We start from the raw sequence: 21,080 nt of genomic DNA on the forward strand, positions 1-21,080 counted from the left end.
CATGCGGATAGTGACATATAACATTCATAGTGGCGTCGGAGTTGATAAGGTGCAAAATTATCATCGTATTGGCTTATTTTTAGCATCACAGGATATTGATATTGCGCTGATTCAGGAAATGGATACCCGACCAACTGAACGTAAGACTGAGCAGGACATTGAAGATTTGTGCGCGGGGCATTTTACTGATCTTGCTGAGTCAGCCGCCTTGCAAGAATCTAACGGGTGGTATGGCAACGCTATCTTGAGTCGCTTTCCTGTGCTGTCAAAAAAAACCTTAGATGTGAGCCAAAAAGATGTTCAGCCACGCAATATACAAGAAGTGGTGCTAGACACTGATATTGGCCCGCTACGGATAATTAATACCCACAAAGGTTTAAAGAAAAGCGAGCGGCGAAAGCAATTTGCACTTCTTGATGAGTATTTACGTGAAAAGTTGCAGGTATCCACGACGCCAATAATTCTAGGGGGAGATTTCAATGAATGGCAGTTCTTCACCCAAGCATTTAAAGGGATCAATGAGGTGTTAACAGAGCAGACAGTAAGCGCGACTTTCCCTACCACATTTCCGTTGTTTCGGTTGGACAGAATGTGGACAACGTTTGCTTCTATGTATGTGAAGGCAAGGGTGCTTAAGACCCCAGAAACTCGCTTTTATTCTGATCATTATCCTATCTTGTTAGAAGTTGATATTTGAAGCGCAGATAGACTTTTGCCCTAGGGAATGTTCGTTATGTATTAAGCTAGCTAGGTAAAATTGATAAATATATTGGCTGTTAGGCGCCCATTGACAGGATTAACACTCACATCATTGTGTTCATCAATCAACCCTGAATGCAGTAAATTACCGGGGTAAATAACAAGACGGTTAGGTTTATAATCGACCCTTGAGTGCAAGGTGAATTGTTTGGTTGAGGCAGTAATATATGCAGCAGCAGGCGCCTGAATATGATTGATAAAGTGCTCTGCAGATTGTAAATACGTTTCTTCTCTATCCTGCCCAATACGTTCAAAGCCTGACGAGTTGTCTCTAAAAAAGCCTGTGCCACCATGTTGATCAGTATTGATATAATGCAAAAGTGCAAAATAATAAGGCTCAGTGGCGTCATAGTGGGGTATGCGTTGTAAAACAGACAATCTATTCCCTGGGGTACTAACCAATGAGTAATAACCCGCTTGGGGTTTAAGTTGTAACGCTAGGGGTATCGCATAAACCTCAGCTATTTTTTGATAACACGCTCGGACTACTTCTATGATGTATTCCCTTGGAAGTGCAGAGCGTGTGCCGGGGTAAAAGCCATTTTCTGCTGGGCTAAAATCCGTGTTTGCACAAGCGTCGGCCTCGACCGCTTGTGGTGTTAACAGCATATCGTCGATAACGATTACCGGTGTTTGTTCACTCCCTACGAACATGACTTTTACTGTGCTGTTAGGATTTTTAGTAAAGGGTGACAGCATTAGCGCACAATATTCGTTTGGCAATAATGGCGAATAAAGTCGTTTACATCAGGCCAGTTAGTTACCTTTTTCTTGACGTTGTTTTTAATGTTATCAAGGAAACGCTGTAATTCTTCATCGCCCATCATATCGACGATAGGGTGATATTGCGTAGGCGTTATGCCTTGACCTAACATAACTTGGATCCACGAGGTTTCGCCGAATAGCTCTTCGGCTTTTTTGTAGACCTTCCCTGTGGTTTCAAACAATGCCATACGATGGGTAAGCGTGTCGGGAACAGCCATATTTTTACAGTATCGCCAAAATGGGGTGTCGGTACGCTGAGTTTGGTGATAATGCAAAATAATAAAATCTTTTATATCGTCTACATCGGCACGGCTTTGGATGTTAAATTCGTCAACTTCGGCTTGTTCTATGCCATCGCTTGGGAACATAAGCATAAGCCGTACTATCGCTCGTTGAAAAAGATGAATACCGGTCGATTCTAAAGGCTCTATAAAACCAGATGATAGGCCAATTGCCACACAGTTTTTATTCCAATGTTTACGCCGCGTACCTGTTTTGTATTTAATAACACGTGGTTCGTTGAGGGTTTCCCCTTCAATGTTTGCCAGTAGCGCTTCTTTTGCTTGATCGTCAGTCATGTATTTACTGCAAAAGACCAGGCCGTTCCCGGTACGGTTTTGCAGTGGTATACGCCATTGCCAGCCAGCGTCTCGGGCTATTGAGCGAGTATATGGCACTGGGTTTTCTGTTGCAGTGGTCTGCACTGCTACTGCACTGTCGCACGGTAACCAGTGACTCCAATCTTCAAAACCGGTGTGCAAGGCTTGCTCTATTAATAAGCCCCTAAAACCCGTGCAATCAATAAATAAATCACCTTCAATAATCTCACCCGACGCTAAAGTTAGGGAGTCAATATGGCCAGAATCATCATTTAAGGTCACCGTTTGAATTTTACCTTCGATACGTTTGCAACCATGTTGTTGGGCAATTTTACGTAAAAACTTGGCGTATAAGCCTGCATCCAAGTGGTAGGCGTGGTTTTGATCCTGATTGGCAAGCACTGCAAACCGACCTTCGCGGCAAGCTAAGTGCTCGGGTATGTAATCGCCAATTTGACTGGTTATGCCTTTTTGTTGACCTTTGAGCCAAAAGTGCTGAAATCCCGCGGCCCAGCAACCTTGACCAAGAAAGCCAAAAGAGTGGATATAGTCTTGACCCACTTCAGCCCAGTTTTCAAACTTAATACCCAACTTGAATGTTGCATTGGTAGCAGCCATGAATTCTTGTTCATTTATGCCTAGCAAACGATGGAAAATATGTAAGGTGGGTATTGTCGCTTCACCCACGCCTACCGTGGGGATGTCGTCGGACTCTATCAATGAAACAGATAAATTTTTGCCTAACAGTTTAGATAGCGCTGCTGCGGCCATCCAACCTGCTGTGCCACCACCGGCAATTACGACGCGTTTAATCGGTTGTTTTTTCATCTGTGTTTTCGTCCTATAAATAATGCGAGCAACGAGTGCTTAGACTTTTAATTTATTGAGCAATTCCGCTCTGATTTTTTTAGCCGATAGTAGATCCAGAGGTTGAGATAACATCCCTTTTACTGCATCAGGAATGTGGTCTAAATCCCCAGGCTGATGGTCGAAGATGTAATGCTCAAAAATGGCTTTCCACGCATCGCGCTGTGCAGGGGGTAAATTACGCAAACTCAATATTGCGAGCTTTAATGCATTTTCAGGCCTACCCATAAAGGCTGGAGTATCTCGCCACCAATGGGTTACCAATACGTTAAAAGACGTTAAAGCCTCAACATGATGCCACCACATACTGGGTAAAAATAAGGCATCTCCGGGCTCTAAGTCAGCGACTTGAGCCGCTGCTAAAGCCTGTTTGAATTTCGGAAACTTGGCATAGTCTGGATGGCTAAAATCGACCAAACTAATATCTTGTCCCCCGGGAGATAACTCCATCGGTCCTACATATAGATTAGTTATTTGCTCTGGAGGGAAAACGGTATAGCGTCTTTTGCCCACTACGCAGCAAGCTAAATTATTGGGTACGTCATAATGGGCGGCAATCTTACTTTGATTACCAATCCAGATACTGGTTAATGGATTGAAGTCATCAATACCCGCATTATTTTGTTGGTTAAAACCGGGTAGCCAATTATTTACCTCAGCAGATGCGACATAGATGGTAGGAGGGGAAGGATCGGCATCATGAGCTAATAGTTTATCCAACAGCAGATTGAGATCGGCCTTTACACCCTGGCAATTAAAGCCTGTCATATCGTCGTTATAAAAAACACGTCCTTGAGTATGCGGTTCGCCATAAGCACTAAATACGGGCTTGCCGTTATACAGACCACGTAGATAGTCCGCGGCCAACTTCGTTGATTTCAGCCCAGCCTCAACAATTGGCCATGCATCTGCAAACCCTTTCAAAATAAGGGGCTCAGTGGACGACAAAACAAACGGTGGAATATCGCCGGGACGACAGTTGGTAATTTGTTTAACGTTTTTTTCGACTGCCAACATTGGATTGTACTCAGCTAGGTTAGGCGTAACAGACTGTTATAGCCCTAACAGTTCGTTTTTCTTATTCATCAAGGTTCTGATATTAGCTTGTGAAGCGATAGCCATATAAATGGCCTGTAAATAGCCTTTTTCATGTAACTTGCCTAATACTTCACCGTCGAGTGCATTGAGCTTATCTTCGTTAATGGCATAAAATCCAATCATTTGATATTTAGTTTCATCGTTGAGTGTGATGTCTAAGGTAAATGTCTCTAACAACTGATGCTCAACCAGACAATCGATAAATGCAGTACTGTCTGCAAAACCGTGATGTATCGCTTCTAACATATCAGCTGCGCGGTCTACGTAGGGACTATTGCCGCCATGAGTTAAAAATAATGGCTCCCCTTGTTCTTGGTTCACTCGAGGGTTATCAAGATCGATATGTAAAACTCTTTGTTCTTTTTCAATTCCGTCTTCTTTGACCTTTTGTATGCCTATCAAGAAAGGCTGTCTGGCAACGGTCAGGGGAATATAGCCAGCTTGCCATTTGTTATCCTGCAAGAATAAGTTTTCTTGATCCTTAAAACCGAATAATGCAATGGCGAAAAATTTTCCGCTGCTGGGATCTTTGTTAAAGAATATAGGATAGTAGGCTTGAACACTTCTGAATTCGCTAGGGAAAGTGGGGCTGTACCATAAGTTGTCACCATACGCTGGTGAATGTTCGGTAATCACTTTTATATTTTGATGATCGATACTGTTAAGTAATACGTTGTTGGCCATTATGGATCCCATTGCGTTAATTAGATAAGGGTAAGCAGATAAATATGTGTTTACTACAATATACTGGTTAAGCCATATTGCTTCATCTGAGTTAACAGATCCGCATGTTAATGTGTACGTTAGCAATAATAAGAAAAAGGCCGCATGAATTATGGATTAATTCAGCGGCCTTATGCAACATTTTAGGAATTGCTTACGCTATGCCTAGAACGTATAGCGAGCGCCTAAATTATAACGGGCACCTTGTTGAGTCACATTCAGTACTTGATATTCAGAACGTCCATGTTTGCGAATGTATTCATCAGTCAAGTTGATAGCATTAAAGAATATATTTAAGCCTTCGACCTGAGGAACATCATAGCTAATGGTCATATCCAATTGGCTATAAGCCTCTACATAAACAGGGGATACGCCTACATCGCCTTGGTATTGAGATTCAAGGAATTCATCACGCCAGTTGTAAGCTAAGCGCACTGACCAGCCGTAATCTTCATAGAACGCCACCAAGTTTGCCGTATCACTGATGCCTAATTCGACGTCTTGAGTGCTAGCCCCTATATCAAAGTTATCAAATTCAGCACCTGTGTCTACTTTAGTGTAGTTAATAATGCCACCAAAGCCGCTTTCACCAAATAGGTGTTGGACCGCAAACTCAATACCGTCAAATGTTGATTCACCAGTTTCATTTACTGGAGTATTAATATCGAACGTCATCAAGTTATCTGTGGCAGGGTTACCTTGAATTTCAATGTTTCCATTGACCAAGCTAACTAAGGGGTCAGTGGCACCATAAGTATCGTATATATATTGGCGTTGTAAGGCACCATCGGCACCCACAGCAGCTAAAGCCTCTTGTTGGTAAGGTCCATCTGCAGGGTTTGCGATACCTGTGGTAGTTACAATGCTATCAATGACAACGTTATTGGTGGTTGTTTTTCTAAAATATCCCAATGACACATAGCTTCCTGGTGAGTAATACCATTCTGCAGAAAGGTCAATGTTTTCTGATTCCAGAGGTAACAATGCTGCACTGCCAGAAGATCCGCTTCCGCCATCAAATCGTGCACCTTCGTTAAGTGAAGTACCGCCTATCATTTGACCATAATTTGGACGACCAATTGTTTCACTGTACGCCGCTCGCAACATAACGTCTTCAACCACTTCAATATTAAAATTGATATTTGGCAAGGTATGGTTATAGCTGCCTTTTTGCGTTTGGAATTCCTGCTGGCCTGACGAAAGTAAAAATACTTCAGTTGTGCCATTCCATACGGCTCCATTATAACCGGGTACCGCAGAGGTAGAGGTGACATCAGTTTCTTCATAACGTAAACCTACATGCACGTCATACAGCATGTCACCTATTTCGCCGTCATAATTATATTGGGCATAAACAGCGGTCATTTCTTCTTTATTATATCTGTCGGTATCTGACGCATAGTCAGTTGATGGGCAAAAAGAATTGCCGCAATCGCCAACAGCTTGCACACTTAACAATTGTGCTGCTTGCTCTCTTACTCCAGCAAAATCAAAGGCAAAATAGGTATCCATAATTTCATAATCTTCACCGTATATCCCGTTGAAGTCTTGGAAGTTACCGCCGCTTATATCCGTAAATTGATCATGGATCGATTTACGTGGGAATAAGCTTGAATCATATGCACCAGCTGAACCTTCACCGCCCCAGTTATTACGCTGAACGTTTTTAGTTTGTCCGCGGTTTTCCGAGGTGGTTAGTGATAAGCCGAAATCGATACTGCCAGCTTCATCAAATACATATTTACCGCGGAACTGTGTTTGTTCAGTGTCGGCACGATTTTGATTATTGGTAAATACGCTTCCTGTTACCACCATATCCGATGGTTGAATAGCGTTACCGCCGCGGATTGCCAAGATTGGCAAATCACCAGAAAAATCGGTTGCTGATGATGCGCGAACAAAACCAGCCATTGCCAGGTTGTTACTGGAACCAAACTCATTGTTAGGCGTATTTTCAGCGGAAGAATTATGATAATCCAATTCTAAGTTTAGGTTGTCGTTCACTTGCCAATCCAAGTTCAGACCTAACGACTTAGTTTCATCACGTGTACCGTAATCACCGCCACCCATGGCGATATCTTGCAAGCCTAGGCCATTTTCCTCGTAATCTTCTGAATAAAGTAAAGGAGATGAGATAGGGCCGTCTGTCCACACATTTTTTGATGGTGAAAATCCGTACCAAGCAGACACATCATTGAATTGGGTGTCTGTTTCTTTTTTGACATAGGTATAATCTAGGGTCGCTGTTAACTCTTCTATAGGACTATATTGCAATACTAATTGCGCGTTAGTACGTTTGCGTTGTTGCTCTTCAAACTTATAGGCGGTGGTTTGTGGGACTGAATAGATGTCACCATCACCAGGGCGATTAGTTTGAAATTCATCTTTAGGTACGCCGCCCCATTGGGGATTTGAGCCTGCCGCGCCACTCCAGTCTTGGTCTGCGGTGCCGTCAAATGAACGCCAGCCCGTGCTAACATTCGCTTGTTGGTTACCACTTTCACGCTCTGAATAATTACCGGAAATAGACACACCAAATTTACCATCATCAGATGTATTTGAGTAAATACCAGAAAATTCTGGGGTGGTACCACCCGATTGAGCAGATGAATCATCCAGTACTTGTGCGCTGATTACTGAATGCATGCCAGGGTTGTTTAAAGGTTTGTTGGTCAGGATATTAATCGTCGCACCAATGCCACCGGTAGGTACCGTTGCATTAGACGTTTTGTAAACCTCGACGCCACTTACACCTTCAGCGGCAATATTGGCAAAATCAAATGAGCGATCGCCTGTAGTGGTGGGCAATTGACGACCATTAAGAGTCACTAAGTTACGTTCAGGGCCAAAACCACGGACGCTTACTTTACTGCCTTCGCCATTGTTTCGGTCAATTGATACACCAGTAATGCGTTGCAAGGATTCTGCTAGGTTGGTATCAGGGAATTTACCAATGTCTTCCGCATTTATTGCATCTACGATACCTGACGAGGAGCGTTTAACGTCCATCGATTTAATCATGCTGCCGCGAATACCTTTAACCTGAATGACTTCTAGGTCGCTCCCATTGGCTTCTTGAGCCACTGCAGGGGCCAGGATAGAGGCGCCTAACAGTAATGAGATACTGGTCGCAAGTTGTGTTCTATAAAATGTTTTAGCTTTCATGTGTGTTCCCGGTTGTCGATCAACGAGTTAATTGTAAGCGCTTTCATTTCTTGATTAAAAAAATGCACTTATGTAAGCGCTTTCATTAAGATTATGATATTTGTTAAACTAGATCAACAAAAAATTAACAATCTGACTGAAATTCATTCAATTGGATGTAAATATTTTGCATGCTGTTAGTCGTATTAGTCTCGCTTATTTCTAACTAATGCATTGATTTTAAGTATTATTGTTTTTCTTTGGAAGGGACGGGATGGGGAATTATTAATAACATAACGATAACTTGAAACACTCGCGGACATCTATCGTTCGCGAGTGTTCATCGGTGCAGTGTATGTAGCCATCGTCATTAGATGGACGATGACTATTTATTGGTCGTTAGCGCCTTTTATTGCGTTGCACACTGCACATCTGCTTTATCAGCAGCGTTGGGAATGATGCTAATATTTGATAGTGATAAGCTTAATATACCTGCAGAACGTAATGCGAACGGAATACCCACCTTTGAGAAATCCTCGGCGCCTTGTTCGAAACAGGTTAAGTCGATGCTTATCGTTTCCCATTTAGCGGGTTGGTTAAATGACATATGCGAGCTTAAATCAATATCGCTTTGGCATGTGTCTGTACAATTAACCTGCAGCCATAAAGGTGCTTCTAATGTTGCATCTAGCTTGTAGTCAAAGCTTAATGCGCTTTGTGCTTCTGGGTAGCTGCGCATATCTTGCACAAAATCATGGTAAATACGCAGTTGACCAGCATTTGGTTGTAGCCAATCTACTTTGAATGCATCCTCTTGTACGCGTCTGTCGATAGTTCTAAATTTCATTGCGCCATTTTCTAACATGCTGCTGCTAATGGTGCTGCTTTTTTTCAGAATTGACTAGAGCCATTTTCCAAGGGGCCTGAATGCTTCTGTCATAAATAGATAGCGTGGCAAGTGCTTGAGATTGGTTTGCTCCTGAGTCTTCAGATAATGCGTTGTCGAGTGGGCTCTTTTGACCATAATGCAAACCAAAACCGTAGGGTAATAATGGTGTGTCATCTTCGTCAAAGCGATTAATATGACTTTGCTCAGGACTTTTTGGCCAAGAAAAAGATAGCTGACCTATAAAGTCATGCTGCACATCACCTTGCGCATTGGTCAATAAAACATCTGCTACGCCACTGCCTTCCGTGCCGGGTAACCACGCAACAACAAAAGCATCTGAGGCATTCAGTTCGGGGTTAATCCATAAAGGACGCCCAGTTAGAAATACCGATACGACAGGTATGCCTTGGTCTTTAAATGATTGCAGCAATGCAAGATCAGTTTTGTTGCCCCGCTGATATTCAAGATTATCTAAATCGCCGTTACCTTCAGCATAGGGTTGCTCACCAAACACGACAATCGCCACATCTGGTTTTTGCTTAAATTTGCCATCTACAGCTAGCTCAACCTTACCATTTGCTTTTGCCACAGCTTGCTTTATGCCTTGATAGATTGATGTTCCACCAGGAAAGTCCTGATTGGTATTACCGGTTCCTTGCCAAGTGATACTCCAGCCACCTGACTGTTGACCAATATTATCAGCACCGCCACCGGCGACTAATATTGTTGCACTAGGCGATAAAGGTAATATTTGTTGATGGTTTTTTAATAGTACCAATGATTCACGGACGGCTTGGCGTGCAATATTTCTGTGTTCTGGTGAGCCAATAATATCTTGGTTACCTGATAAGGCTCTTTCGGCTGGGGCTGGCTTATCGAAAAGGCCTGCTCTGAGCTTCACTCTTAAAATTCTGGATACTGCATCGTCTAAGCGTGCTGGACTAATTTCACCAGATTGAACTTGGGCAATGGTGTTCTCAAGCAGGGGTTTCCACGCCGCGGTGGGAACCATAAAAATATCCAGTCCTGCGTTCATGGCTTGCGGGCAACTTTCGTTGCTACAACCAGTAACTTGTCCATGTCCGTTCCAATCACCAACGACTAAACCATCAAAGCCCATTCGTTCTTTCAACACTGAGGTGAGTAAATAGTGATTGCCGTGAACCTTGTCACCCTTCCAGCTATTAAATGACGCCATAACGGTTTGCGCACCAGCACTTAAGCCACCAACATAACCTTGGGCATGAATATCGAATAATTCCTGTTCTTGGACAATATTATTGCCCTGATCGTCTCCGCCCTCAGTACCACCATCGCCAATAAAATGTTTAACGGTCGAAATTACCTGATGGTCGCCAAAAAAGTTCTCATCGGCTTTACCTTGTAAACCTTCAACAATCGCGGCTGAGTAGGCTTTTACTATTTCAGGATCTTCTGAATAACCTTCGTAAGTTCTACCCCAGCGGTCATCACGTACAGTGGCGACAGTGGGGGCAAAAATCCAATCGATGCCAGTGGCCAACACTTCCTCGGCTGTGGCTTTTGCTATTTCTTTAATCAGTGCAGGATTGTGCGTAGCGCCTAAGCCTATGTTATGCGGGAACAAGGTTGCACCAATTACGTTGTTGTGACCATGTACAGCATCTGTTCCCCACATGGTGGGAATAACAGAACCGTCAATGCTGTCATCAACGGATGCTTGATACATCTTTTGGGCCAATGCTACCCAATCACTTGGCAATGCATGTTTATCACTATTGGGGAATGCGCCGCCGCCGTTTAAATATGAGCCAAAGCCGAAGGTGCGCATATCTTCAATCGTAATATCGCGAATTTCAGGTTGTATGGTTTGCGCCACTTTTTGCGCTAATGTCATTTTACTGAGTATATCGGCGATTCTCTGCTCGATGGCAGGGTCACGTTTGACGGCTATGTCTAGTTCAGGCCAAATACTCAGCGAGTCTGACTCGAGTGCTTGCGCACTGGCTGACACATTTTCTAAACTTGTTGTGTTTTCTTTTGGTCTAGGCTGAGAACATCCGGCCAGCAACATAAGACTGATAGACGTTGCGCCAAGGAGCAATGATTGATTGCGTTTTGTATTCATAATTGAAAGTCCGTAGTAATAAGTTAGACAGCTGAATATTGCGTAGGTTTAGAGCCTTTCAGGCCATAAAATGCGATAAATAAGTAACAAACGAGAGGTAATACAAACGACAGTTGTACGCCAATGTTATCCGCAAGTGCACCTTGTAATACCGGAATAATAGCCCCGCCTACTATGGCTAAACATAATATCCCTGAGCCGCGGCTTGTTAAGTCCCCTAGACCTGTAAGTGCGAGGCTGAAAATGGTCGGGAACATGATTGAGTTAAATAAACCCACCATTAAAATAGCCCACATGGCAATTTCACCTTGCGTTGAAATAGCAAATGCGATTAAGGCCATGGCACATACGCTGTTAAAAGCCAGTAGTTTGCCGGCAGAGATTCTTTGCATAACGGCTGCACCGATGAATCGGCCAACCATGGCTCCGCCCCAATAGTAACTAAGGTATGTGGCAGCAGTTGCCTCGGCTAAACCGGCTATATGGTCTTCCCCAAGAAAGTTAACGATGAAGCTACCAATTGATACTTCAGCACCCACATAGATAAATAGACACACGGCACCTAACGCGAGGTGGCGATGCTGTAACGGACTGCCTTTTGCCTGCGGGTGTGAATTATGCGTTTTTGGCGAGGAGGTATCAGGTAATGATATTTTTAAAAAAATAATTGCCAATAAAAACAGCACTGAAGCTAGCACCACGTAAGGTAAAATAACGCTGTCAGCGGTAAGGTCTTTCTCAGCGAGAACCGAAAAAATAAGTGCGCCACCTATGATCGGCGCAAGCGTTGTACCAAGCGAATTAAATGCCTGCGTTAGTGTTAGGCGGCTTGATGCTGTTGCTGGTTTACCGAGTAAAGTAACCAGCGGATTCGCAGCCACTTGTAAAATAGTGATACCCGATGCCAACACAAATAACGCACTTAGAAAAATCCAATAAGCGTGGCTTGTCGCTGCGGGTACAAACAGTAAACAACCAATGCAAGCCACGAGTAAACCGACACTGATACCTCGCTGAAAGCCAATACGTTTAACTAACCAACCTGCTGGAACTGACACTAAAAAGTACGCGCCGAAGAAACAAAATTGGATTAACATGGCTTGTGTGTAACTCAGCGAGAATACGCCTTTAAGGTGTGGAATAAGTACGTCATTCATTGCTGTAATGAAACCCCACATGAAAAATAATGAGGTCAGCGAGGTCAAAGCAAAACGAAAGCTTTGCGGCGCAGCGCTTTGAACTGGCTCAGGTGAAACGATAGTTGATGGATTGATCATGGAATTTTACCTGTCTGTTTTACGATCTATGTCGCGATATAAACTTGATTTGTTGACCTAAGCGTAACAAAGTAATAACATTAATGTAAGCGCTTTCATTTGGTTTTTTGTAATTCACTTAAATCAGCAAACGTTTTGACTTGTTAGATGCGCTCTTTGAATTCTTCTACGCTTTTACTTACCGCAGGCAACTATTAATTGATTATGAAAATATCTCTCGCAAAATCATCTCCACTTAGCCAAGTTAATTTTACCTATGGCGTAGCCACCGCCGCTTTTCAGATCGAAGGGGCCGCTGACTCGCGAAGAGCATGCATTTGGGATACCTTTTGTGCTACGCCCGACAAGATTAAAGATAAGTCTGATGGCTTAGTTGCCTGCGACCATTATCATCGCTGGGAAGAAGATTTAGATTTGATCGAGTCACTTGAAGTTGACGCCTACCGTTTTTCTATTTCTTGGCCTCGAGTCATCACGCTAAATGGTGAGTTAGACCCACAAGGGGTGAGTTTTTACATCAAGTTACTGGATGCCCTTAACAAAAAAAATATCAAACCCTATGTCACTTTATATCATTGGGATTTGCCTCAGCATTTAGAGGACAATGGCGGTTGGCTGAATCGTGAAACGGCTTATCACTTTCGTGATTATGTAGAACTTATCACTCAAGCATTTGGTGACAGAGTGTATTCCTACTCGACCTTGAACGAACCCTTCTGTAGCGCCTATTTAGGTTATGAGTTAGGCATTCATGCTCCGGGTATAGTGGGCAAAGCATTTGGTAAACAAGCTGCACATCACCTGTTATTGGCCCACGGTTTGGGTATGCAAGCACTGGCGAAAAACAGCCCAAACACCTTAAATGGTATCGTACTAAACGTAAGCCCTTGTTATCCCAAAACAGATGCCGAAGAAGATATCAAAGCAGCGTGGGCTGCTGACCAAAATCTTAACCATTGGTATGTTATGCCTGTGCTAGAAGGGAAATACCCCTCATCAATAGACACTTTGCCGGAAGCTGAAATGCCGCCAATTGAAGAGGGCGATATGGATATTATATGCCAGCCGATGGATTATTTGGGCTTGAATTATTATACCCGTGAGGTTTATCAGGCAACGGGAGAAAATGAACGGGAAAAGTGGGTAGACGAATCTCTGCCTTTTACCGACATGGGCTGGGAAGTATACCCTCAGGGCTTAACTGACATTTTGCTTCAACTTAACAAGCAATATACTTTACCGCCGCTCTATATCACTGAAAATGGTGCCGCGATGCCGGATACCTATGCTAATGGCCAGGTACAAGACACCAATCGTATTGAGTACTTCCAGGGGCACTTACAAGCAGTGAGTGACGCCGCTGAAAAAGGTGTGGATATTCGCGGCTATTTCGCGTGGAGCTTGATGGACAATTTTGAATGGGCTGAAGGCTACGAAAAGCGTTTCGGTATTGTTTATGTAGATTATGCCACTCAGCAGCGCACTATTAAGGCGAGTGGGTTAGCTTATAGAGATTTCATTAGTCGTCGCCACTTCGCCAAAAGCGCTTAGTCGCAGAGGGATCATCATGATAAGCATAAAAGAAAAAATCGCTTATGGGTTAGGGGACACAGCCAGTAACATTGTTTTCCAGTCGGTGATGCTGTTTTTATCCTTTTTCTACACAGATATCTTTGGCATATCACCAGCGGTGGTGGGCACGCTATTTTTAGTCGTGCGTATTTTTGACGCGGTCACTGATCCGTTAATGGGTGCTATGACCGACCGTACGCAAACTAAATACGGCAAGTTCCGGCCTTATTTATTGTGGTTAGCTGTACCTTTTGGGGTGATAAGTGTGTTGGCATTTACCACGCCTGACTTTACCGAGCAGGGGAAGGTTATATATGCCTTCGCCACTTATGCTTTGCTGATGATTGCTTACACCGCAATTAATATTCCGTATTCCGCATTAGGCGGCGTGATAACAGCTGATCCTAAAGAACGGGTTTCCGTGCAATCTTATCGGTTTGTATTTGGCATGCTGGGCGGCTTAATTGTCACGGCATGTACTTTACCGCTGGTCGATTGGTTTGGTGCCGGTGACAAAGCGAAGGGCTATCAACTTACGATCGCTGCGATGAGTGCTGTGGGCGTAATTATGTTTTTTGTGTGTTTTGCCGGTACGAAAGAGCGGGTGATTGCGCCGAAGCAAAATTCTACCTTTAAACAGGATATGGCTTCATTATGGCAAAACGATCAGTGGCGAGTTTTGTGTGCAGTGGCCTTTTTTGTGTTGATTGGTATGGTGATGCGCAATACGTTGGCCATTTATTACGTGAAGTATTTTCTGCTCCGAGAAGATCTTATCACGGCGTTTATTACCCTAGGTATGATCGGTAATATATTAGGCTGCGCGGTGGCGCCGAGCGTAGTGAAACGTATATGTAAAATTAAAGTCTACAGTGGCGTGTTAATTATTGCTGCTGTGATGTGTGTAGGAAGCTATTGGATTAAGCCTGATCAGTTGGTCTTAGCATTTGTTATTTACTTCATCGGTAATGTTTTTTTACAAATGGGTACCCCTTTGTTGTGGGCTAAAATCGCTGACACCGTTGATTATGGTCAGTTTAAAACCGGTTTGCGTATTACAGGCATGACGTATTCATCAGTGGTCTTTTTCATTAAACTTGGCCTTGCGCTGGGAGGAGCAATCGTTGGGTGGCTTCTGGCTTACTATGGCTATCAACCCGACACACCCCAAAGCCCTGAAGCCGTCAATGGCATTTTGGTTTCCTTTACTATTTTCCCGGCAGTGGCGTTTATCATTGTATCTTGGCTCATGAGCCGTTATAAACTAAACGACTATAAGGTGATGGAAATTCAAAGTGTTATCGTCAAAGAGACGCATTAAAATTCTCCGACCGGAATCTAATTAAGGTAAATAACAAACGTTATGGCGACAATTTATGAAGTGTCTGCGCTCGCGGGAGTGTCCCTAGCTACTGTTTCTAGAGTGATGAATGGCGGAACGCGGGTTAGTGAAAAAACCCGGGATAAAGTCAATAAAGCAATGGATGAGCTGAATTATCGGCCTAGCTCCATTGCCCGTTCATTGGCGTCAAACTGCTCAAACAGTGTAGGTATTCTTGTTTCAGAATTACACGGTCCTATTTATGGTGCGATGATGAGCGGCATTGAAAAGCAACTTCGCACAGCAGGCAAGCACGTTATTATTGCCGCAGGGCACAGTGATGCCGTTAGCGAAAAAGATGGCATTGAATTCTTGATAGACAGAAACTGTGATGCACTTATTTTACACGTCGAAGCGATCAGCGATGAGTACTTAATTGAGCTTGCGAAAAGTAAACATCCCTTTATTTTGATTAATCGTTACATTCCTCAAATCAGCGACAACTGCATCAGTTTGAATAATCGTCGAGGGGGTTACTTAGCCACCAAAGCTTTATTGGAACATGGCCATCGTGATATCGCGTATATATCAGGGCCGTTGTGGAAAATGGACGCCAGTGATCGTTATCTAGGTCATCAAGACGCGTTGTCTGAATACGGTATTACCTGCAACGATAAATTATTATTCGAAAGTAATTTCCAAGAAGAAGGGGGCAATGAAGGTATCTTAGCTTTATTGGACACGCATATCCCCTTTAGCGCAGTAGTGTGCGCTAATGACGAAATGGCCGCTGGCGCGATGCAGGCAGCGCGTGATAAAGGCGTAGCCGTACCCGATGATATCTCTGTTATGGGGTTTGATAACATTTTACTCGCGCAATATATGTACCCTAAGCTTTCTACAGTGAATTACCCGGTAAAAGATATGGGAAAGATGGCTGCCAGCTGGATTTTAAAGAATATATATCAAGCATCTCAGCCTGAGATTGCGCACGTATTTGAGCCTGAATTAGTATGGCGCGATTCGGTCAATAGTTTGTAGGCAGCGAAATCGTCGATTAATTTTCGTATTAGCGAGATAATTTTACTGATGGCATTGAGTCGATAGGGTAGGACACAGCTTTGCTGTGAAAATAAATAAGACGGCCACAAATGGGCCGCCTGAATCGTTATAGACGAGCGAGTGCTCTGATAATCACAAGGCGCTGACTTTCGTTAAGTAGGCTTTGTACTGCTGAGTGATCTCACTTACTTGGCCAACTATGTCAAATGACTCTTCTAATCGAATATCATCTGATGCACTGCCAATCATCAAGTTTATTGCGCCAGGCTCAACTACAAATTGCATGTCCACATTATAAAACGCAAGCAAGTTAACCGGTAACTCAAAAGTAACGCGTTTACTTTGACCTGCTTTTAACGCCACACGTTTAAAGCCTTTTAATTCTTTAACTGGACGCGTCACACTGGAAAATACATCGCGAATATACAATTGCGCGACTTCTTCTCCGTCGACTTTGCCATCATTGGTCAGCGTAAAGCTGGCGATTACGGTGCCGTTTGCTTGCGCATCGCTGGCGTCTATTGTTAAGTCACCGTAGGCAAACGTGGTGTAACTTAAACCGTGACCAAATGCAAAAGCGGGGGCTGTATCAGCAAAAATATAACCACGTTTTGCTGATGGTTTGTGATTATAAATACCGGTAATTGACCAACCGTTTTGGGCAGACTTAAAGGAAGTTTTCCGCTTGGGTTTACATCACCAAATAGTACGTTTGCTATCGCTGTACCCGTTTCTTGGCCTAGATACCAAGCTTCAATTATTGCCGGGGCGTCCTGATATAAATTACCAAGTGTTAAAGGGCGACCATTAGATAAGATAACGACCGTAGGGGTACCAGTCGCTAATACCGCTTCTACAAGTGCATGCTGGCTACCGAGTAGATCTAATGAGTCTCTATCTCCCAGATGATTTTCTGCCCAAGCTTCTCGTGATGTACCTTCGTTTGATCCTACGACGACGACCGCAATGTCACTGCTTTTAGCCAAAGCAACGGCATCATCAATTAATTGCTGTGCATTGCTTTGATCCGCAAGTTTCATATTTTCTTTATTCCAGCGTTCTTTTGAAAAACTTTGCGCTTTGACTGATGCAGGTAAAGGATCTTCGATATCTTCAGTAATAACAGCACCACGGGAGAACTCAACCTTGGCTGATTGGCCAAGTTTATTCCGAATACCGTCAAGGATCGTAACCGTTTGACGAGGGATATCACTATAGCCACCAAGAAGCGTTTCATCTGCGTGGGGGCCAATCACAGCTACTTGCTTAATGTCCGCTTTATTAAACGGTAAAACACCGTCGTTCTTTAATAGCACCATTGCTTTCTCTGCACTGGTTTGGGCTAATTCGCGATGGGCTTTACTGCCGACGATAGCTTGGACTTTAGTTTCGTCAGTGTAAGGGTTGTCAAATAAACCCAGTTTAAATTTTTCACGCAAAATCCGCGCGACTGCTGTATCGATTTTATTCAGTGGGACTTTTTTCTCGGTGACTAATTTCTCTAAAAGCGGGAAAACATCGCGGTCAGGCATTTCAACATCAACACCAGCATTGAGTGCCATGATCGCCGCATTTTCTTTACTACCAGCTAGGCCATGGCGCGTGATAAGCTCTTTTATAGCGTAGTAATCACTTACTAGTAAACCATCAAACCCCCACTCATCGCGCAAGATATCAGTGAGCAACATTTTGTTAGCATGAGAAGGTATACCGTCAATTTCATTATACGACGCCATTACACTGCCCACATGAGCAAGTGTTACTGCCGCCTCGAATGGGAATAAAAATACTTCACGTAAAGCGCGTTCACCAATTGGCGCGGGAGCGATATTAAGTCCACCAGTGGGTTGACCATGACCCGCTAGATGCTTGAGTGTTGCCATAACACGGTTGCCGGGGATTTGTTGGTCATCACCTTGAAACCCTTTTACGGCCGATACACCCAACTCAGCGATAAGGTAAGGATCTTCGCCCATGGTCTCTTCGATACGACCCCAACGAGGATCCCGCGCGACATCTAGAATAGGCGTGAGTGCTTGATTTCCCCCACGCGCTCTGACTTCTTCGGCACTGGCTTGGTAAATATCGTGAATTAATGTTGGATCCCATGTACTGGCCATCGCAATTGCTTGGGGGAAGCTGGTAGCTTCGCTGGCTGCGTGACCATGAAGTGCTTCCTCATGGAAAATAGCGGGAATGCCTAGGCGGGTATTTTCGACTAGCCATTTTTGGATTGCATTTGTATATTTAACTGTATCGATAGGTGAAAGGTCCTCACTGGGCCGGGCCACGTGGCCAATACCTAAAGGCAAAATTTTCTTTGCCATGTCGGCCTTCAATACTCCGTTAGGACCCTTTAATTCTCGTCCTTCGTACCAGACCGTTTCTAACTGAGCGACCTTCTCCTGCAGTGTCATTTGCCCAAGCAAGTCACTGACTCTTTGCTCAATGGGTAAACTTGAATTGCGGTAATCGCTGGCTGCGAAGCTATTGAATGTTAGAGCAACAAACCCCAACGCGCAGACTTTTTTAACGGAAAACATTCTCATCTCAAATTCCTATTCGGTGCTAGAGGAGTGGAATATCCAGATTGCTAGTTTTTCATTCTGCAAGATCCCACACTATTGACTAGTGTAACGAGATGAAATCATAATGGTCATTGTGACAATTTGTAAATCAATTATTATATTTTAGTAAAATTACTTTTTGTTCGTTATTTATCCCAATAACGACTTGTTTACCGATTGTTAATAAAAGGATTTTGTTTAAGATGCGTAATAAAGGGTTTTTTGAAAATAATTCAGAGCTTGGAGGAAACCGATTGGACAAAACTAACAACGAATTATCTAAGCCACATATGATCGAAGCCTTGTCAGTAGACAACGTGGTGTTGGGTATAGAAAATGGTCGATTAATGGTATTGGTCGCCAAATACAACACGGGGTTAGCTCAGGGACAATGGGGTTTGTTAGGCGGCTGGGTTGCATATGATGAACCTATTGATGGTGCAGCGAAACGGATTTTGAAAATGATCACCGGCGTGGATGACATGTACCTTGAGCAGTTTCAAGCTTTTGGTGACATTGGGCGTTATCCAGCTGAGCGCGTAGTGACTATTGCTTATTATGCTCTCGTACGCCCGGATCTATACAAGATGATGCCGGGAGGTACGGCGTCTCATGTTGAATGGTGCGACGTGCGCCATTTACCTGATTTAATTTATGATCATAGCGACATCGTAAGAGCCGTTTTACTGCATCTAAAAAATAAAGTTCGCCACGAACCTATTGGGTTCAACTTACTGCCAGAAAAGTTCACATTATTACAACTACAAGAAGTGTATGAAGCTATCTTAGATGTGAAATTAGATAAGCCTAATTTCAGACGAAAAATTCTAAAAATGAATCTGCTAATTGATTGTGATGAAAAACAAAAAGGTGTGATGCATCGTGCAGCAAGCCTGTATCGATTCGATATGGTGGTGTATCAGAAGCTTTGTGAGCATGGTTTCAATTTTGAGTTTTAAACTTCTACCATTTGTGCTTTTTCATTCGGGCTTTACTATTTTTGCCATAAGTAGAAATTTAACTGACGTGCGCTGGACACGACTCGTTACATATGGTTAACATGACTATAACTAATTTAATGAGTAGGATTTCATAGTGCATACACGTTATTTATCTATTTTGGCCTTTGGTGCTGTGATGCTGTCTGGCTGTACAGAGCAAGCCCACAAGAACGAAACGACTGTTGATACTTCGTCGGTTTCAGAAGTTTCGACTATTCAGGCTTCAGGGCAGCAAGAAAAGCACATAGGATTAGACGAATATAAGTCTAAATCTTTGCCTTTAGTGACAAATATTTACACAGCGGATCCGTCAGCCCATGTGTTCGACGGCAAGCTGTACATTTACCCATCCCATGATTATGAAGCCGGCATACCACAAAATGACAATGGTGATCATTTCGCGATGCGTGACTACCACATTCTTTCAATGGATGACGTTGGTGCAGAAGTAACTGAGCATGGTGTTGCATTATCGGTTGATGATGTGCCTTGGGCAGGACGACAAATGTGGGCGCCTGATGCGGCGACGAGAGATGGTCAGTATTACCTCTACTTTCCTCTTAAAGACAAGCAAGATATTTTTCGCATAGGTGTCGCGATCAGCGATTCACCTGTGGGGCCATTCAAACCGCAACCAGAGCCTATGGCGGGTAGTTTTAGTATGGACCCAGCCGTATTTGAGGATGATGATCAGCAACATTATTTGTTCTTTGGCGGTATCTGGGGCGGGCAGTTGCAGCGCTGGACAAAAGGCGAATATAACTCACAAGATGACTACCCTGCAGATGATGCGCCTGCACTGATGCCCAAAGCAGTTAAGTTGGCTGCTGATATGGTATCGATGGACGGTGAACCGCAGGACATCATGATTTTAGATGAAAGTGGCCAGCCTATTAAGCAGGGTGATTTAGATAGACGTTTCTTTGAAGCCGCGTGGGTGCATAAGTACCAAGATAATTACTATTTATCTTATTCTACTGGGGATACCCATAAAATCGTTTATGCCATGAGTGATAACCTGATGGGTCCTTACACTTACAAAGGTGTGGTACTTGACCCTGTTGTTGGTTGGACCAATCATCACTCAATCGCACAGTTCCAAGGTAAGTGGTACTTATTTTATCACGATAGCACTTTGTCAAAAGGGCAGACCCATCTGCGCAGTGTGAAAATGGCCGAGCTGAAATATAACCAAGACGGCACGATAGTTCCGTATCAAGCTTATTACTAAAAATAAGATTTTAGCTTGAACCTTATGTTTAGGCTTTTTGTGAATTAACGTCAAAATTGAATCCATAAATAATAATTCAATCAGGCGTTTTCCATCTG

At 43.5% G+C, this 21,080-nt stretch carries 14 protein-coding genes and 1 pseudogene; 6 read left to right on the forward strand and 9 right to left on the reverse strand.

The genetic code is table 11. From position 1 onward, the window contains the following. Position 1 precedes the first annotated feature (1 nt). Complete coding sequence (locus GQR89_RS02690) at positions 2-697, forward strand: endonuclease/exonuclease/phosphatase family protein (RefSeq protein WP_158768633.1); 696 nt, start codon at positions 2-4, stop codon at positions 695-697. A gap of 50 nt (positions 698-747) precedes the next feature. Here GQR89_RS02690 and GQR89_RS02695 read toward each other — a convergent pair whose 3' ends face one another. The 7 genes and pseudogenes from GQR89_RS02695 to GQR89_RS02725 form a co-directional block, all read right to left on the reverse strand. Continuing rightward, positions 748-1,458, reverse strand: coding sequence for a DUF6445 family protein (locus GQR89_RS02695; RefSeq protein WP_158768634.1), 711 nt, complete (start codon positions 1,456-1,458; stop codon positions 748-750). Continuing rightward, positions 1,458-2,951 carry a tryptophan halogenase family protein gene (locus GQR89_RS02700; RefSeq protein ID WP_158768635.1) on the reverse strand — a complete coding sequence of 498 codons (1,494 nt, stop codon included), beginning with the start codon at positions 2,949-2,951 and terminating at the stop codon, positions 1,458-1,460. Before GQR89_RS02700 ends, GQR89_RS02695 begins: the two co-directional genes overlap by 1 nt. A gap of 39 nt (positions 2,952-2,990) precedes the next feature. After that, a complete protein-coding gene (locus GQR89_RS02705; RefSeq protein WP_158768636.1) occupies positions 2,991-4,007 on the reverse strand; it encodes a cupin-like domain-containing protein in 1,017 nt (338 codons plus the stop codon). A 36-nt stretch (positions 4,008-4,043) separates the two neighbouring features. Further along, a complete protein-coding gene (locus GQR89_RS02710) occupies positions 4,044-4,772 on the reverse strand; it encodes a SapC family protein (RefSeq protein ID WP_158768637.1) in 729 nt (242 codons plus the stop codon). A gap of 204 nt (positions 4,773-4,976) precedes the next feature. Next, positions 4,977-7,976: a TonB-dependent receptor gene (locus GQR89_RS02715; protein WP_158768638.1), complete on the reverse strand. Its 3,000-nt coding sequence runs from the start codon at positions 7,974-7,976 to the stop codon at positions 4,977-4,979. Between the two features lie 388 nt (positions 7,977-8,364). Then, positions 8,365-10,951 (reverse strand): annotated as a pseudogene (locus tag GQR89_RS02720) (glycoside hydrolase family 3 N-terminal domain-containing protein). Positions 10,952-10,974: 23 nt separating this feature from the next. Further along, entirely contained in the window at positions 10,975-12,228 is a 1,254-nt protein-coding gene (locus GQR89_RS02725) for a sugar MFS transporter (protein ID WP_158768639.1), read from the reverse strand. A 204-nt stretch (positions 12,229-12,432) separates the two neighbouring features. On the opposite strand from GQR89_RS02725, the gene GQR89_RS02730 reads away from it, so the two are divergent. The 3 genes from GQR89_RS02730 to GQR89_RS02740 are packed head-to-tail and all read left to right on the forward strand — an operon-like array spanning position 12,433 to position 16,162. Next, positions 12,433-13,779, forward strand: a complete 1,347-nt coding sequence (locus tag GQR89_RS02730) for a GH1 family beta-glucosidase (protein ID WP_158768640.1) — start codon at positions 12,433-12,435, stop codon at positions 13,777-13,779. A gap of 16 nt (positions 13,780-13,795) precedes the next feature. Beyond that, complete coding sequence (locus tag GQR89_RS02735) at positions 13,796-15,121, forward strand: glycoside-pentoside-hexuronide (GPH):cation symporter (protein ID WP_158768641.1); 1,326 nt, start codon at positions 13,796-13,798, stop codon at positions 15,119-15,121. Between the two features lie 42 nt (positions 15,122-15,163). Next, on the forward strand, positions 15,164-16,162 hold the full coding sequence (locus GQR89_RS02740) for a LacI family DNA-binding transcriptional regulator (protein WP_158768642.1): 999 nt from the start codon (positions 15,164-15,166) through the stop codon (positions 16,160-16,162). A gap of 153 nt (positions 16,163-16,315) precedes the next feature. Here GQR89_RS02740 and GQR89_RS21435 read toward each other — a convergent pair whose 3' ends face one another. Then, the gene (locus GQR89_RS21435; RefSeq protein ID WP_233269058.1) at positions 16,316-16,612 is read right to left on the reverse strand and encodes a fibronectin type III-like domain-contianing protein; all 297 of its coding nucleotides are present in this window, start codon (positions 16,610-16,612) and stop codon (positions 16,316-16,318) included. 125 nt (positions 16,613-16,737) lie between these two features. Beyond that, entirely contained in the window at positions 16,738-18,732 is a 1,995-nt protein-coding gene (locus tag GQR89_RS02745) for a glycoside hydrolase family 3 N-terminal domain-containing protein (protein WP_233269059.1), read from the reverse strand. A 272-nt stretch (positions 18,733-19,004) separates the two neighbouring features. Between GQR89_RS02745 and GQR89_RS02750 the strand changes: the two genes are divergently transcribed. Together GQR89_RS02750 and GQR89_RS02755 are read left to right on the forward strand one after the other, a co-directional pair. After that, on the forward strand, positions 19,005-19,709 hold the full coding sequence (locus GQR89_RS02750; protein ID WP_158768643.1) for an NUDIX domain-containing protein: 705 nt from the start codon (positions 19,005-19,007) through the stop codon (positions 19,707-19,709). A gap of 136 nt (positions 19,710-19,845) precedes the next feature. Continuing rightward, positions 19,846-20,982 (forward strand): glycoside hydrolase family 43 protein, encoded by a 1,137-nt coding sequence (locus GQR89_RS02755; RefSeq protein ID WP_158768644.1) that lies wholly within the window; start codon positions 19,846-19,848, stop codon positions 20,980-20,982. Positions 20,983-21,080: the final 98 nt, after the last annotated feature.

The sequence above is a fragment of the Paraglaciecola sp. L1A13 genome, from assembly GCF_009796745.1.
Lineage (GTDB): Bacteria > Pseudomonadota > Gammaproteobacteria > Enterobacterales > Alteromonadaceae > Paraglaciecola.

Coding starts and splice junctions, on each gene's coding strand:
- GQR89_RS02700 (WP_158768635.1), bottom strand. CDS start 2,951: ATGAAAAAACAACCGATTAAACGCGTCGTAATTGCCGGTGGTGGCACA.
- GQR89_RS02710 (WP_158768637.1), bottom strand. CDS start 4,772: ATGGCCAACAACGTATTACTTAACAGTATCGATCATCAAAATATAAAA.
- GQR89_RS02740 (WP_158768642.1), top strand. CDS start 15,164: ATGGCGACAATTTATGAAGTGTCTGCGCTCGCGGGAGTGTCCCTAGCT.
- GQR89_RS02705 (WP_158768636.1), bottom strand. CDS start 4,007: ATGTTGGCAGTCGAAAAAAACGTTAAACAAATTACCAACTGTCGTCCC.
- GQR89_RS02715 (WP_158768638.1), bottom strand. CDS start 7,976: ATGAAAGCTAAAACATTTTATAGAACACAACTTGCGACCAGTATCTCA.
- GQR89_RS02745 (WP_233269059.1), bottom strand. CDS start 18,732: ATGAGAATGTTTTCCGTTAAAAAAGTCTGCGCGTTGGGGTTTGTTGCT.
- GQR89_RS02735 (WP_158768641.1), top strand. CDS start 13,796: ATGATAAGCATAAAAGAAAAAATCGCTTATGGGTTAGGGGACACAGCC.
- GQR89_RS02730 (WP_158768640.1), top strand. CDS start 12,433: ATGAAAATATCTCTCGCAAAATCATCTCCACTTAGCCAAGTTAATTTT.
- GQR89_RS02690 (WP_158768633.1), top strand. CDS start 2: ATGCGGATAGTGACATATAACATTCATAGTGGCGTCGGAGTTGATAAG.
- GQR89_RS02725 (WP_158768639.1), bottom strand. CDS start 12,228: ATGATCAATCCATCAACTATCGTTTCACCTGAGCCAGTTCAAAGCGCT.
- GQR89_RS02695 (WP_158768634.1), bottom strand. CDS start 1,458: ATGCTGTCACCCTTTACTAAAAATCCTAACAGCACAGTAAAAGTCATG.